This is a genomic window from Flavobacterium pectinovorum (genome assembly GCF_900142715.1).
Taxonomy (GTDB): Bacteria; Bacteroidota; Bacteroidia; order Flavobacteriales; family Flavobacteriaceae; genus Flavobacterium; species Flavobacterium pectinovorum.
Window position 1 is genome coordinate 252,139 of the sequence record NZ_FRBX01000008.1, and the last position, 14,041, is coordinate 266,179.

A 14,041-nucleotide genomic window follows, 5' to 3' on the forward strand; every position below is an offset into this window, starting at 1 on the left:
ATTTTATTACAATCAGATAAAGATAATTTATTTTTTTTATGAAAAAACATTTTTTTTAAATTGTTGTCAGGTCTTCAAAAATAAGGGGTTTACGAAAAATAATGTTTTTTTTTACTTTTTTTTTACTTTTTTTAAAACCAAAATTTAATCTCTTTCGTATATATAATTATAAAAGTAAGTGAAATAATACATATTGAAAAAATAAAGATAAAAGCCGATTAAAAATTTGATTTATATAAGATTAGTATGAGCCTTTTAAGAGTATTAAAAAAGAAATTTAATAATCAAAAAAAAACATCATGAGTAACATAAATAAATTAAAAATATTGATCATTGCCTTAACTAGTGTTTTGCAGTATTCAAATTCCACAGATACTATTCTTCGCAAAGGTATTGTTAGACATAGTTCTTTAACAATACATCAAATAGAAAATTTAGAAAATAACAGTTCTTATAAGAAAGTTGTAAATCAAGATTTATAAAATTTTATAGTTGATGCTACTCGGACTTCCAGACAGAAAATTTTCCTGAATTACAAAACGACCAGGAAAATAAGCCATGTAAAAATTGTAAACACCAATCAGAAAGTATTTGGAAGTTTAACAATTCAGGAACAAAGAATTTTCATCATAACCGCAGTGCATCAGCTATAATTTAAATAAAAAAGATATATAAAATTAATTTCATGGTTTGATTTGTTTGTATGGGGAGAAGCCTAACGAGTGATTAACGTTAGGCTTCATTTTTTTATTTAACTTATGATTAAGAAAAAATATACTCGTAATATCTCTTTAAGAAACTGATTTTGACTAATTTTATAGAAAAATATACCACATGAAAAAAATACTTATAATGGCGTATGGTGCACTACTTTTATTTAGTTGCCAAAACCAAGCGCAAACCAATAAAACGAAAACGCCTAAAACGGATAATGTCATGACAAAAGAAACTATTTATCAATTTAAAGTAGAAGATTTATCAGGAAATTCATTTGATTTTGCTTCTTTAAAAGGTAAAAAAGTAATGATTGTAAATACCGCTTCAAAGTGCGGATTAACGCTTCAATACAAAGATCTTGAAGCAATTTACAAAGAATATAAAGACAAAGATTTTGTAATTGTAGGGTTTCCGGCAAACAATTTTGCATCTCAGGAACCAGGTACAAATGAAGAAATTGGTGCTTTTTGCCAACAAAATTATGGAGTAACTTTTCCGATGATGGACAAGGTTTCTGTAAAAGGAGATGATATGTGCGATGTATATAAATTCCTTACTCAGAAATCTAAAAATGGCTTACAGGATTCTGAAGTAGAATGGAATTTTCAAAAATATTTAATCAACGAAAAAGGTGAATTGGTTAAAGTTATTAAACCTAGAACTTTACCAACAGATCCTGAAGTTATAAACTGGATAAAAAGTTAATTAGTTAACTATCAAACCAAAAAGTCCGCAAATTTGAATTTCTCAAGTTTGTGGATTTTTTTTTACGACAAAGTACGTCTTTGCGAGGAACGCGGCAATCTTATGTGCTGCATCTACAAAAGTTTATATTGGAGTGATATTGAACGCGGATGACACGGATTCGCAAGCGAAGACACGGATTATTGCGGATTTTTTTCTGGTAGAGTAAATAATGACAATAATATGTTGAAAAATGTTTTCAAAAGCGCGCTATTTTGACAAAAGAGAAATCATATAAATGAACATAAATTATGTCATTCTCTGGATGTGATTCTCTTTCGTAGAAATTTGAGAAACTATGAGAAAAATCCGCGAACATCTGCGTCTTCGCTTGCGAATCCGCGTCATCCGCGTTCAAAATTACATTAGTAAAAAGCTTTGCGGTTTAAACTAATATCAACTGCATAAATACCAAGTCAAGCCAGTGACCAAATTTATAACCCACTTCACGAATCGTTCCCGTAGCTACAAAACCAAATTTTTCATGAAAAGCAATACTTCCGGCATTATCGGCATCGATGGCGCCAATCATTACATGGTAGCCTTGTTCTTTTGCTAAACGAATTAATTCTGTCAGTAATTTAGAACCAATGCCTTTTCCTATCACATGATCTACAACATAAACAGAATGTTCAACAGTATATTGATAACCAATTTTTTCGCGAAACTGTCCGTAACTGCCAAAACCAACTACTTCGCCATCTAAATCGGCCACAACAACAGGCAGGTTTTTAGCTTTTTTATCTTCAAACCATTTTGTTTGTACTTCAAGAGTCTGAATATCATAACTATAATTTGCTGTGGTATGCAAAATAGAATGATTTACAATTTCAAGAATTTTTTCTAAATCTTTTGTTGTTGCGGGTCTAAGAGTTACGCTCATTAGTTTTTGGTTTTAAGTTTTTTTAATCACGAATTTAATAATTAAATAATAATTCGTGAATTCGTGGCAAATATTCAGTTTGGTTATTTTGTATTTAATTCTGCCAATAAAACATCAACATCTTTAGAATTCCAATTCATTTGATTTGCAATTGTTTTGGCATCTTTGGCGTATTTTAAAGCTGATTTTTTATCTTTTATTTTATTATACAACCTTGCTGTAAGCAAATTACCATCGTAAGAATCATTTAATTCTAAAGAATGTTTTACCCACGAAATTGATTTTTTAAGGCTTTCCTCGTCAGTAATATGTTTCAGATAAGTTTGCCCAATATCTTTTAGGAAACTGGCATCACTCCAAACTAATTTTTGAGTATCCTCAAGTGTAACTTTTTTATAAAACTGCCATTTTTCGGTTCTTTCGGCCAGAGTTAAATCAAATTTAAAAACGAGTGAATCTGTTTTTTGCAAGCGAATTGACTTTGCAATTTCTCTTTGTTTATAATAGTTTATCGTATCCAAATTATCTACATAAGGGCGCAATAACTCTGTTACAATACTTTCTATTTTTCGATCAACACGATTTTGCGAAGCTACGGTGGCAAACTCTTTTTGGTGTTTTAAAACATATTGAAATTCCCTCGAATTAATATCAGTAACACCATTGGCAATAACGCGCCAGTTTGTTTCGCTAACAAGTTGAGCATCTGATTGCGTTTCAAGATAAATATGTGTTGGAATCGATAATTCAGTTCGGTCTTTTCCCTTTTTCAAAGTGTTCAAATAAGCAAAAAACTTAGTTGAATTGCTTTTATCGGCTAAAAACTCTTTTTCCAGATAAGGCAATTGCATTTTAGGATTCAAAGCAAAATTGGCCTCGCTCATAAAATCACCTTTTTTCATTTCGCCTTTTAAAGCATACAAAAGCGTTTCATTATCATCCAAAAATAAAAAAGTGGGTAATGATTTGGTATTGAATTTGTCTTTTAGCGCAATACCTTCTTCTTTTTCAATATTTTTCCAAACGCAGACATAATTTTTCTTCAGGAAATCCATTACGGCTGCATCGCTAAAAACTTCATTTTTCATTTGATTGCAATGCGGGCACCAATCGGCATAAAGCATTATAAAAAGTGGTTTTCCTGTATTTTTTGCAGTTTCTAAAGCTGTTTTATAAGGAACATCATCAGGAATAAACTGATTTTGAGATTTTACTGTTTGAATTGAAATGAATATAAAAAGTATATATAAGAAACGCATGTTGTAATTTTTACTAGGAATTTCGTTTCACAAATATATCCTCTTTTTACAAAAGCTGTCTTAATATCTTCCTAATTTATAAGTTAAATCCAGTACGAAGTTTGTAACTTTGTACTATCAAAAGTGAATCTTACTCTTAAAGATTTTCTTTATAAAATAATACATTATAAGAATGATTTACCCCAAAATACCGCTTGCACAAAGCATTATCGAAATTTGTTTAGCAAAAGGAATCACCAATATTATAATTTCTCCGGGATCAAGAAACGCACCTTTAACTATAGGTTTTGCCCAAAATCCTAATTTTACCTGTTACAGTATTGCAGACGAGCGTAGTGCCGCTTTTTTTGCATTGGGAATTGCCCAGCAAATTAAACAGCCAACAGCTGTTATATGTACTTCAGGATCAGCATTATTAAATTATTATCCTGCTTTTGCCGAAGCATTTTACAGCCAGATTCCTTTAATCGTTATTTCTGCAGATCGTCCGCAAAGTAAAATTGATATTGGTGACGGACAAACGATTCGTCAGGAAAATGTTTTTCAGAATCATTCTGTTTTTAATGCTAATTTAACTGAAGAAGCTTCAGAAGAAAATGATTTAAAAATCAATAAAGCGATTGAAACGGCGATTCTTCAAAAAGGTCCTGTTCATATCAATGCTCCGTTTGAAGAACCGCTTTATCAAACCGTAGATACACTTTCGGTTCATCCAAAAATTACCGTTTCCGAAGAAATTATCGGAACAAAAACTATAGAAAACAGCGAAGAATTAGTTTCAATCTGGAACTCTGCCAAGCGTAAATTAATAATGGTTGGTGTTAATGAAGCCAATGCTATTGATGAAGAAATTGTTCAAAATTTAGCAAACGATCCTTCGGTTGTAGTGCTGACAGAAACAACTTCTAATCTTCATCATCCAAGTTTTATTAATAGTATCGATACTTTAATTACTCCATTTGAAAATGGTGATTTTGAAGACTTTCAGCCAGAAATTTTAATAACTTTTGGAGGAATGATAGTTTCGAAAAGAATTAAGGTTTTTTTACGAAAATACAAACCAAAACAACATTGGCACATAGATACTTTGCGTGCCTACGATACATTTGATGCAAAAACAAAACATATTGTAATGCAACCAAATGATTTTTTTACCGATTTACTTTCTAAAACAGCATTTGTTGAAAGTGATTATTTTTCTAAAATCGACAAGATTTACGATTTGCGAAAAATAAGAAAACAAGAATATCTAAGTAAAATACCATTTTCTGATTTTCAGGTTTTTGAAAAAATAATTGAATCTTTACCAAAAAACAGTCAATTGCAAATAAGCAACAGTTCTGCAATTCGATATGCCCAATTAATTGATATTGATAGTTCCATAGAGGTTTTTTGTAATCGTGGCACAAGCGGAATTGATGGAAGTACATCTACTGCAATTGGAGCTTCGGTAGGGAGTAAAAAGCAAAATGTTTTTATAACCGGTGATATTAGCTTTTTGTACGACAGTAATGCTTTGTGGAATTCTTATATTCCAAATAACTTCAAAATTATATTGATTAATAATGGAGGAGGAGGAATATTCAGGATTTTGCCTGGTCATGAAGAAAAACCTGTATTTAATACTTATTTTGAAACATCACATCAATTAACGGCTGAACATTTGGCTAAGATGTATAAAATGAATTACTTGACGGCAACTGATTTGAACTCTTTAAACGAGAGTATTGATTCATTATACAATCAAAATAATGCTGCGAGTATTCTGGAAATTTTTACACCCACTTTTGAAAACAATGTTATTTTGAATCAATTTTTCAAGGAATTAATCTAATTTGTAAAATGTAAGTTAAATTGGGTTAAAATTTTTGTGATTGTATAATAAATATGTAAGTTTGATTTTTTAAAATAACAATCAATAACTATTTATTATGAGTGCAAGAGAAGAATTAATTAAAAAGTATGCAGAAGATTTAAAGGAAAAATGTGGTGTAACGCCAAACATGGATTTATTGACTAAAGTAACAATAGGTTGCGGACCGTCTATATACAACTCAGACGCATCTACAGTTGCAGGAAGCCAACAATCAGAATTAGATACAGTTAAGAAAAATTTCTTAATAAAAAAATTAGGTTTACCAAACGGTCCTGAATTAGATACTGCAATTCATGCAGTTTTAGAAAAGTATGGCAAAGCAAACAAACATAAATACAGAGCAGTAGTTTATTATTTATTGACAGTGCACTTTAAAAAAGAAAGTGTTTACAAATAAATTGAAACTATCAAATACAAAAGCACCATTAATTTGGTGCTTTTTCTTTTTATAAAACAAACTTTATGAAGCAAATAGCGCTTTTTCCTTTTTATCTGAAATATTTTTCTGTGAACCATTTTCAAACTTCGTACATTTGCGGCTTAGAAACTTAGTTGCTTATCAGCTTAGAAACTTAGAATATGATTGAAATAGGAAAATACAATACACTAACTATATTACGTGATACCAAAGTTGGTTTGTTTTTAGGGAATCCTGAAAAAGATCCCGAAGGAATTCACGACATTTTATTACCCAATAAATACGTTCCCAATGAATTTGAAATAGGCGAAGAACTTATTGTTTTTGTTTATTTAGACCATGAACAGCGTCCGGTTGCAACAACTCTGGAGCCTTATATATTATTGAATGAATTTGCTCTTTTGCGAGTAAATTATATCAATCAGGTTGGTGCTTTTATGGATTGGGGAATGGAAAAAGACATTCTGGTTCCGTTTAAAGAACAGGCGCGCCCAATGGAAAAAGGAAAACGTTATCTGGTTTACCTTTATATGGACGAAAAAACTAATCGTTTGGTAGCTTCAAGTAAATTGAACCAATTTTTGTCGAACGATCAGCTTACAGTTGAAAAAGGAGAAGAAGTTGATTTGATTGTTTCACATATTACCGAATTAGGAATAAATGTGATCATTAATGAGCAACATAAAGGTTTGTTATACAAAGATGAAGTGTATGACGACGCGATTAGAACCGGCGACAGAATGCTTGGATATATTAAAAACATTCGTCCTGACAATAAAATAGATGTTGCTTTGCAAGTACAGGGATATCAAAGTATTGAGCCAAATGCAGAGAAAATTTTAGATGAATTGCGTGCCAACAGAGGCTTTTTACGCTTAAATGACAATTCTCATCCCGAAGACATTAAGACAGTCTTAAAAATGAGCAAAAAAACCTTTAAAAAAGCTGTTGGAGCTTTATATAAAGACAAACTCATAGAAATAAAAGAAGACGGGATTTATCTTATAAATGAATAAAATTCCAATTTTTTAAATTCCAAATCCCAAAAGGAAAAAATCTAATATAAAAAATCCAAATTCCAATTCTGACCTAAGTATTGGAATTTGGATTTTTTTATTTTACCAGAATTCAAAAATTGGAATTTGGGATTTAAGTTTTGGAATTTATTTTTTACTGGAATTTGGAATTTAAAATATTGGAATTCCACTCAAGTGATAATAACAGGAAAGGCTACTCATTACAAGTAGCCTTTCCCTTTTTATTCTAGTTTTAAAAAAAATTGTAATTAAAAAAAAACAGAAATAAAATTATTCGAATCAATCATTAAGATAATGACTTTAAAAATTTTAGAAATCATCTTCGTGATTGGTATGTCTTTAAATAGCTTATAACATTCGCATCAAAAGCAAAAAATCAATTTCACGGCAGAACCATTTGGTTTGTTTGATATTTATATTTATAGAAAGTTCTTCAATTTTAATTAAGTCCCCATTATCGTAATCCTTGTTAGACAAATTGAGCAAACAATTCTATTTTTTAACCTTAGGTGTTACTATCTCTCCTTTGAGTTTTTACAAATGCATAAACCATTTGCCCATCAATTAAAGTCTTAGTATTCAAAACCCCAAAAAAATGAGCGACAAATTTTTTAAATTTTCTCAAAAAAATCATTTTTTAGGTTAATAAATCAGTGAAAGAAAATCAATCTGAAATCAATGAAATAAATGTATCTAATTGATTTCTAGGGCGTAAAATTACTTCTTTTTTTTTAAAACGAATGTTAAATAATGTTATTTTTTGTAAGTAAATACTATTTGTTAACATTCAGCCACAATTTAGTAAAGACTTAAAGTAAATTGAGTAGGTAAAAATGTAAAAATGGTTTATTTTTACACTATAATTATTTAAAAGATACAAATAGAAATGGATTGGATTACTGCCAGAGAATTTGAAGATATAACTTATAAAAAATGTAATGGAGTTGCAAGAATTGCTTTTAACAGACCAAATGTTAGAAATGCTTTTCGACCAAAAACAACTTCAGAATTATACCAGGCTTTTTACGACGCACAAGAAGATACTTCGATTGGGGTAGTTTTACTTTCTGCAGAAGGGCCATCAACAAAAGATGGTGTTTATTCTTTTTGCAGTGGAGGAGATCAAAATGCACGTGGACATCAGGGTTATGTTGGCGAAGATGGCCAGCACCGTTTAAATATTCTCGAAGTTCAGCGTTTAATCCGTTTTATGCCTAAAGTGGTTATTGCCGTTGTTCCTGGTTGGGCTGTTGGTGGAGGACATAGTTTACATGTGGTTTGCGACATGACTTTGGCTAGTAAAGAACATGCTATTTTTAAACAAACTGATGCTGATGTGACTAGTTTTGATGGTGGTTACGGATCTGCATATCTGGCCAAAATGGTGGGACAGAAAAAAGCACGTGAGATTTTCTTTTTAGGAAGAAACTATTCTGCTCAGGAAGCAATGGATATGGGAATGGTAAATGCCGTAATCCCGCATGATGAGCTTGAAGATACTGCATATGAGTGGGCTCAGGAAATTCTTCAAAAATCACCAACTTCTATAAAAATGCTGAAATTTGCAATGAATTTAACCGATGACGGAATGGTTGGTCAGCAGGTGTTTGCAGGAGAAGCAACACGTTTGGCCTATATGACCGAAGAAGCAAAAGAAGGAAGAAATGCCTTTTTAGAAAAAAGAAAACCAAATTTCGGAGAAAATAAATGGTTACCATAAGAAGTTAAAAATTGTTTCAGGTTTCAGGTTTCAAGTTGCGAAATCCAAAACTTGAAACCTGAAACTTGAAACAAAAATTAAACAAAACAAATTATAAATGAAACATTGGATTGAAGCCGCCAGACTGCGCACATTGCCTTTATCAGTTTCCGGAATAATAGTAGGAAGCATATACGCCCTATCAAACCCTACCGAAACCATCAATACACCAACTGAAGTTTTTAGCTGGAAAATTTTTGGTTTTTCACTTTTAACGACACTTGGTTTACAGGTTTTATCCAATTTTGCAAATGATTATGGAGATGGTGTAAAAGGTACTGATAATGCCGACAGAGTTGGTCCGCAACGTGCCATACAAAGTGGCGTAATTACTCCGCAGGCAATGAAAAAAGCCATTATAATTATTTCGATATTGACCTTTTTATCCGCAATTATTTTAATATATTTTGCTTTTGGAGAAAGTAATTTCGGATATTCTATATTTTTTCTACTATTAGGAATTGCGGCAATTGCTTCTGCAATTCGTTACACGGTTGGTAATTCTGCTTACGGATACAAAGGTTTTGGAGATATTTTTGTATTTGTATTCTTCGGACTTGTAAGTACTTTGGGAGTAAACTTTTTGTATTCGAAAGAAGTAGATCCTATTTTAATTTTACCTGCAGTTTCAATTGGTTTATTAAGCGTTGGAGTTTTAAACCTCAATAATATGCGTGATGAAGAATCAGACAAAAAATCAGGAAAAAATACAATTGTAGTTCAAATGGGCGGGGCAAAAGCAAAAATATACCATTTTGCATTGATTATAACAGCTATGCTTTTGGTTCTTGTTTTTGCGATATTGAGTGATTATCGTTTTGATCAGTATTTATTTTTATTGGCATATATACCTTTAACAAAACATTTAATTACTGTTTATAAAAACCAGAATCCTAAGTTATTAGATCCGGAATTAAAAAAACTCGCACTTAGTACATTCTTACTTTCTATATTATTAACGGTATGTATGATTTCGCTGATTTCAGACATCATCGTTAATCTCTTCTTAGGCGGAAGATAAAATAAAGTTCAATTTTAAAAACTCATCAAATGAAAATTACATTTTACGGACATGCTTCTTTAGGTATCGAAGTGGGAGGAAAACACATAATTGTTGATCCTTTTATTACAGGAAATCCACAAGCGGCGGCAATCGATATAAACACATTAAAAGCAGATTATATTTTATTAACGCATGCACATGGCGATCACGTTCTTGACGTTGAAGCTATTGCAAATCGTACCAATGCAGTAATTGTTTCTAATGCAGAAATTACAAGCTATTATGCCAAACAAGGACTTAATGCACATCCGATGAATCACGGCGGAAGCTGGAATTTTGATTTCGGAAAAGTAAAATATGTAAACGCAATTCACTCAAGTTCTTTTCCCGACGGAAGTTACGGAGGGAATCCTGGTGGTTTCGTAATAGAAGGTGAACATAAAAACATATACATTGCCGGAGACACAGCACTTACAATGGATATGAAACTGATTCCGTTAAGAACAAAATTAGATTTGGCAATTCTTCCAATTGGAAATAATTTTACAATGGATGTTGAAGATGCCATAATTGCTTCTGATTTTGTAGAATGTGATAAAATCTTAGGTTATCATTTTGATACTTTTGGTTATATCGAAATCAACAAAGAAGAATCTATTCGCAAATTTTTCGATAAAGGAAAAGATTTAATGCTTTTAGAGATTGGAGAATCTATTGAATTGTAATTAATAACTGATTCGACACTATTAGCTATGTTGTTTTGTGGTTCCTGAAATATCCGGGACCACAAAAGAACATGTTTTATCAAAGTTTAAAAAAGATTTTTTTCGTTAATCAAATATGGATAATATTAAATTTATTTGTGATTGCTGTGGTAAAGAACATGAGAGTTGGCCTTCACTAACCTATAATACCCCAAGCAGTTATTACAATCTTTCACCTCAGGAACAGGAAGAAATAGCCGTAATCGATCAGGATTTTTGTGTAATTAAGTATCCGGATCATGTAGATCGATTTATCAGATGTGTTCTTATTCAGAAAGTTAATGACCATTGTGAAGATCTTGAATATGGTTTTTGGGTTTCCTTAAGCGAAAAAAGTTTTAAAGATTATCTCGAAAATTTTGATAACGAAAATCATGAAACACAATATTTTGGATGGCTTTGCAATTATATTCCACAATATAAATTTTCAAATAGCGTTCCTACAACCGTTGTAACCAAAAGTGGTAATGACAGACCGGAAATTTTTCCTCATCAGGATTTTGACCATCCTTTTGTAAAAGATTATTATGAAGGAATTACAAAAGAAGAAGCTGAAAAAAGAATTCAGGGAATGCTAAAAAATTAGGCTTGAAATTTGCATGAAATATTTAAACTAAATTTTCTAAAATGAATTTAAAACAAATAGCCCTATTTCTTTTAATGACAGTTTCTTATAACACTTTTGCACAAAAAGATGGTTATTGGGACAAAGAACGCGCCACGACAAAAGAAATTATTGTTTATGCACGTGACCGAATCACGCTGACAACTGAAGATTTACCCGTTGGAACAACCGAAATCGTGTACAGAATTACTCTTCTGGACGAAAACCAACAAATGGCAAATAGTTTAGTTTCAGTATTAAAAGCAATTCCGGATCCTACAGGAATAAGTCAGGGTTCTGCCGGAGCAGTTTTTTTAATGTCAAAAATTTCCGGAGACGATACTTGTACTTACGCATTATTTACTTCGGGTGAAAATGCAAAAAAATATATTGAAGACGGTAAAACAGACAAGGCTTGTTACGCTCAGGTTGATGCTGTAAGCAAAGATGCCAAACGATTATCGCTAGATAAATCTTCTTGTTTGGGACAAAACGTAAACACGATATGGTTTGGTTTTCACAGTAAAAACTGGGTTTTAAATCAAAAAATAGTTTTAGAAGTTGTGCCGTGGGTTGATACAAAACTAAATAGAGGCTGGAATCAGGACAATAAAAACGAAATTATCAGCTTATGCAAAACATCTACAATGGCACAAAAAATGGCCAATTCTGATGATTTTTGTGTTTGCATTATGGATAAAATAACAAAACAATATCGTTATTCAGAGTTTCAAAAGTTATTGCCAATCGAAAAAAACAAAGTTTATAAAGATTTTGGTAACGCTTGCTACAAAGATGCTGACATTTCAAAAAATGTTTATAATGATTTGAGAACTCAGGCTTCAACTTTAATAAAGCAACAAAAATACAATGAAGCAATTCCTAAATTAAATACCATAATTAATGACGGAAAAGCAACTGCACTGGACTACAGTTCTATAGGCTATTGTTATATTTTGACTAAGCAATATGCAAAAGCCATAAAATCATTAAAAGAAGGTGAAAAATTAGACGATACAGAACTATTAGTCAAATTAAACCTGGCGCATGTTTATTTGGTTAGTGATGATTATAGCGAAGCAAAAGCGATTTATAAAAAATATCAGACTCAAAATGTTACTGACAGTTTAAGCTGGACAGAAAAAACAAAATTAGATTTTGCCGCTTTCCAGAAAGCAGGTTTACCATCAAAAGATTTTGAAAAAGTTTTAAAACTTTATAATTAAAATTTTTTCCACCATATAAGTTATATAAGTAAATTTAAGTTAGCCACTACGCAATATTTAAATGAACTTATATAACTTATATGGTTTAAAAAACATACCAACTTGAAAGCAACTTACCATAAATACATGCTCGAATTCAAACGCCCGTCGGGAACGTCGCGTGGCGTTATGACAGAAAAAGAAACCTGGTTTATTGTTCTTGAAAAAGACGGTAAAAAAGGAATAGGCGAGTGTGGTATTTTGCGCGGTTTAAGCGCTGATGATCGTGATGATTATGAAGAAAAACTAAATTGGGCATGCCAGAATGTTAATTTAGGAGAAACGGCACTTTGGGAAGCTTTATTAGAATTTCCGTCTATACAATTTGGAATTGAAATGGCTTTTTTATCCCTTAAAAGTGAAAATCCGTATTTATTATTTCCTTCAGATTTTACCAATACTACTCAATCAATTACCATAAACGGATTGGTTTGGATGGGAGAAGCTTCTTTCATGAAACAGCAAATTGAAGAGAAATTAGCAGATGGTTTTAATTGTATAAAATTGAAAATTGGAGCAATCGATTTTCAGAAAGAATTGGAATTACTACAGTTTATAAGAAGCCATTTTTCTGCAGAACAAATAGAAATTCGTGTTGATGCCAATGGAGCTTTTGCTTTAAATGAAGCTTTAAATAAATTAAATCAACTAAATCAATTTCAGCTTCATAGTATTGAACAGCCTATAAAAAAAGGTAATATTAAAGCGATGAAAGACTTGTGTGAAACAACACCTTTTCCAATTGCATTAGACGAAGAATTAATAGGCGTTTTTTCATTCGAAGAAAAAGAAAAATTACTGCAGGAAATTAAACCGCAATATATCATTCTAAAACCAAGTTTTGTTGGAGGTTTTAGAGGAACACAAGAATGGATAACATTAGCAGATAAATATAATATTGGTTGGTGGATTACATCAGCATTAGAAAGTAACATTGGGTTAAACGCCATTGCACAATGGACTTTTCTGCAAAATTCAAAAATGCCGCAAGGTTTAGGAACAGGCGCACTCTACAATAATAATATTGATTGCCCGCTTGAAGTTTCTAATGGTCAATTATGGTATAATAAGACTAAAAACTGGAATTCTGATTTTCCTGAGAAAGCATAAAAAAAACTGGCTTTTGACCAGTTTTTAAGGTTTAATCAATATTTGGTTTTATTCTTTTCCTCCCATTAGGTTTTCCTGTAAATCTTTCAGATCCTGCCATTTCCCTTCATAGGCAAGTAAAGCTTGTTTTGCCCACGTACTAGGATTGTGAATCGCATAATTTTCTCCTCCTGCATCTAGAATTGCCTGTAGTTTTTCGGTAGATGCTTCTGATAATTCCTTCCAAGTACTGATTCCTGCAGCATTCATTAGAGTTTCAATTTTTGGTCCGATTCCTTCTACAATTTTCAAATCATTCTCTTCTATTTTTTTATTGCAAACCGATGCCGCCAAATCCTGATCAAAAAGAAAAACCGGAGTTGTACTGGCTGCAAATGATTGAGTTGTTTGTGATGTGGATAGTTTTACCGCTAAATCGGCTTCCAGAGCTGAAATTCTGGTATTCAGGCTTTTGGTATGTGCTTTGCATGCATCCAAATCGGCTTGTAAATCAGCTGCAAGAGAACCATCTCCTTTTGAATTCATTTTCCCTAGTAAGTAACCTAAAATTCCACAGATTAATCCCACTAGCACAGGTATTAAAATACAAGGTATATTCATAA

14 protein-coding genes are annotated in these 14,041 nt (G+C 31.7%); 11 read left to right on the forward strand and 3 right to left on the reverse strand.

The window, feature by feature from the left end:
• Window positions 1-299: 299 nt before the first annotated feature.
• Both BUE22_RS22690 and BUE22_RS22695 read left to right on the forward strand, forming a co-directional pair.
• Window positions 300-482 (forward strand): hypothetical protein, encoded by a 183-nt coding sequence (locus BUE22_RS22690; RefSeq protein ID WP_073398237.1) that lies wholly within the window; start codon window positions 300-302, stop codon window positions 480-482.
• Between the two features lie 352 nt (window positions 483-834).
• Window positions 835-1,422, forward strand: a complete 588-nt coding sequence (locus tag BUE22_RS22695) for a glutathione peroxidase (protein WP_073398238.1) — start codon at window positions 835-837, stop codon at window positions 1,420-1,422.
• A gap of 424 nt (window positions 1,423-1,846) precedes the next feature.
• Here the strand turns inward: BUE22_RS22695 and BUE22_RS22700 are convergent, their stop codons facing one another.
• Window positions 1,847-2,344 (reverse strand): GNAT family N-acetyltransferase, encoded by a 498-nt coding sequence (locus BUE22_RS22700; protein WP_073398239.1) that lies wholly within the window; start codon window positions 2,342-2,344, stop codon window positions 1,847-1,849.
• Window positions 2,345-2,427: 83 nt separating this feature from the next.
• On the reverse strand, window positions 2,428-3,603 hold the full coding sequence (locus BUE22_RS22705) for a thioredoxin family protein (protein ID WP_073398240.1): 1,176 nt from the start codon (window positions 3,601-3,603) through the stop codon (window positions 2,428-2,430).
• A 172-nt stretch (window positions 3,604-3,775) separates the two neighbouring features.
• On the opposite strand from BUE22_RS22705, the gene menD reads away from it, so the two are divergent.
• From menD to BUE22_RS22750, 9 genes are all read left to right on the forward strand, one after another.
• Complete coding sequence (menD, locus tag BUE22_RS22710) at window positions 3,776-5,437, forward strand: 2-succinyl-5-enolpyruvyl-6-hydroxy-3-cyclohexene-1-carboxylic-acid synthase (protein ID WP_073398241.1); 1,662 nt, start codon at window positions 3,776-3,778, stop codon at window positions 5,435-5,437.
• Window positions 5,438-5,534: 97 nt separating this feature from the next.
• On the forward strand, window positions 5,535-5,876 hold the full coding sequence (locus tag BUE22_RS22715; protein WP_042566926.1) for a DUF2853 family protein: 342 nt from the start codon (window positions 5,535-5,537) through the stop codon (window positions 5,874-5,876).
• Between the two features lie 182 nt (window positions 5,877-6,058).
• Window positions 6,059-6,913 carry a CvfB family protein gene (locus BUE22_RS22720; protein WP_073398242.1) on the forward strand — a complete coding sequence of 285 codons (855 nt, stop codon included), beginning with the start codon at window positions 6,059-6,061 and terminating at the stop codon, window positions 6,911-6,913.
• Window positions 6,914-7,820: 907 nt separating this feature from the next.
• Window positions 7,821-8,654 (forward strand): 1,4-dihydroxy-2-naphthoyl-CoA synthase, encoded by an 834-nt coding sequence (locus tag BUE22_RS22725; RefSeq protein WP_035681238.1) that lies wholly within the window; start codon window positions 7,821-7,823, stop codon window positions 8,652-8,654.
• A gap of 97 nt (window positions 8,655-8,751) precedes the next feature.
• Entirely contained in the window at window positions 8,752-9,714 is a 963-nt protein-coding gene (menA, locus tag BUE22_RS22730; protein WP_073398243.1) for a 1,4-dihydroxy-2-naphthoate octaprenyltransferase, read from the forward strand.
• Between the two features lie 29 nt (window positions 9,715-9,743).
• The gene (locus BUE22_RS22735; RefSeq protein ID WP_073398244.1) at window positions 9,744-10,421 is read left to right on the forward strand and encodes a metal-dependent hydrolase; all 678 of its coding nucleotides are present in this window, start codon (window positions 9,744-9,746) and stop codon (window positions 10,419-10,421) included.
• A gap of 115 nt (window positions 10,422-10,536) precedes the next feature.
• The gene (locus BUE22_RS22740; protein ID WP_089075993.1) at window positions 10,537-11,046 is read left to right on the forward strand and encodes a DUF2199 domain-containing protein; all 510 of its coding nucleotides are present in this window, start codon (window positions 10,537-10,539) and stop codon (window positions 11,044-11,046) included.
• A gap of 41 nt (window positions 11,047-11,087) precedes the next feature.
• On the forward strand, window positions 11,088-12,290 hold the full coding sequence (locus tag BUE22_RS22745) for a tetratricopeptide repeat protein (protein ID WP_073398245.1): 1,203 nt from the start codon (window positions 11,088-11,090) through the stop codon (window positions 12,288-12,290).
• 102 nt (window positions 12,291-12,392) lie between these two features.
• A complete protein-coding gene (locus BUE22_RS22750) occupies window positions 12,393-13,439 on the forward strand; it encodes an o-succinylbenzoate synthase (protein ID WP_073398246.1) in 1,047 nt (348 codons plus the stop codon).
• Between the two features lie 48 nt (window positions 13,440-13,487).
• Here the strand turns inward: BUE22_RS22750 and BUE22_RS22755 are convergent, their stop codons facing one another.
• Window positions 13,488-14,039, reverse strand: coding sequence for a hypothetical protein (locus tag BUE22_RS22755; RefSeq protein ID WP_073398247.1), 552 nt, complete (start codon window positions 14,037-14,039; stop codon window positions 13,488-13,490).
• Window positions 14,040-14,041: the final 2 nt, after the last annotated feature.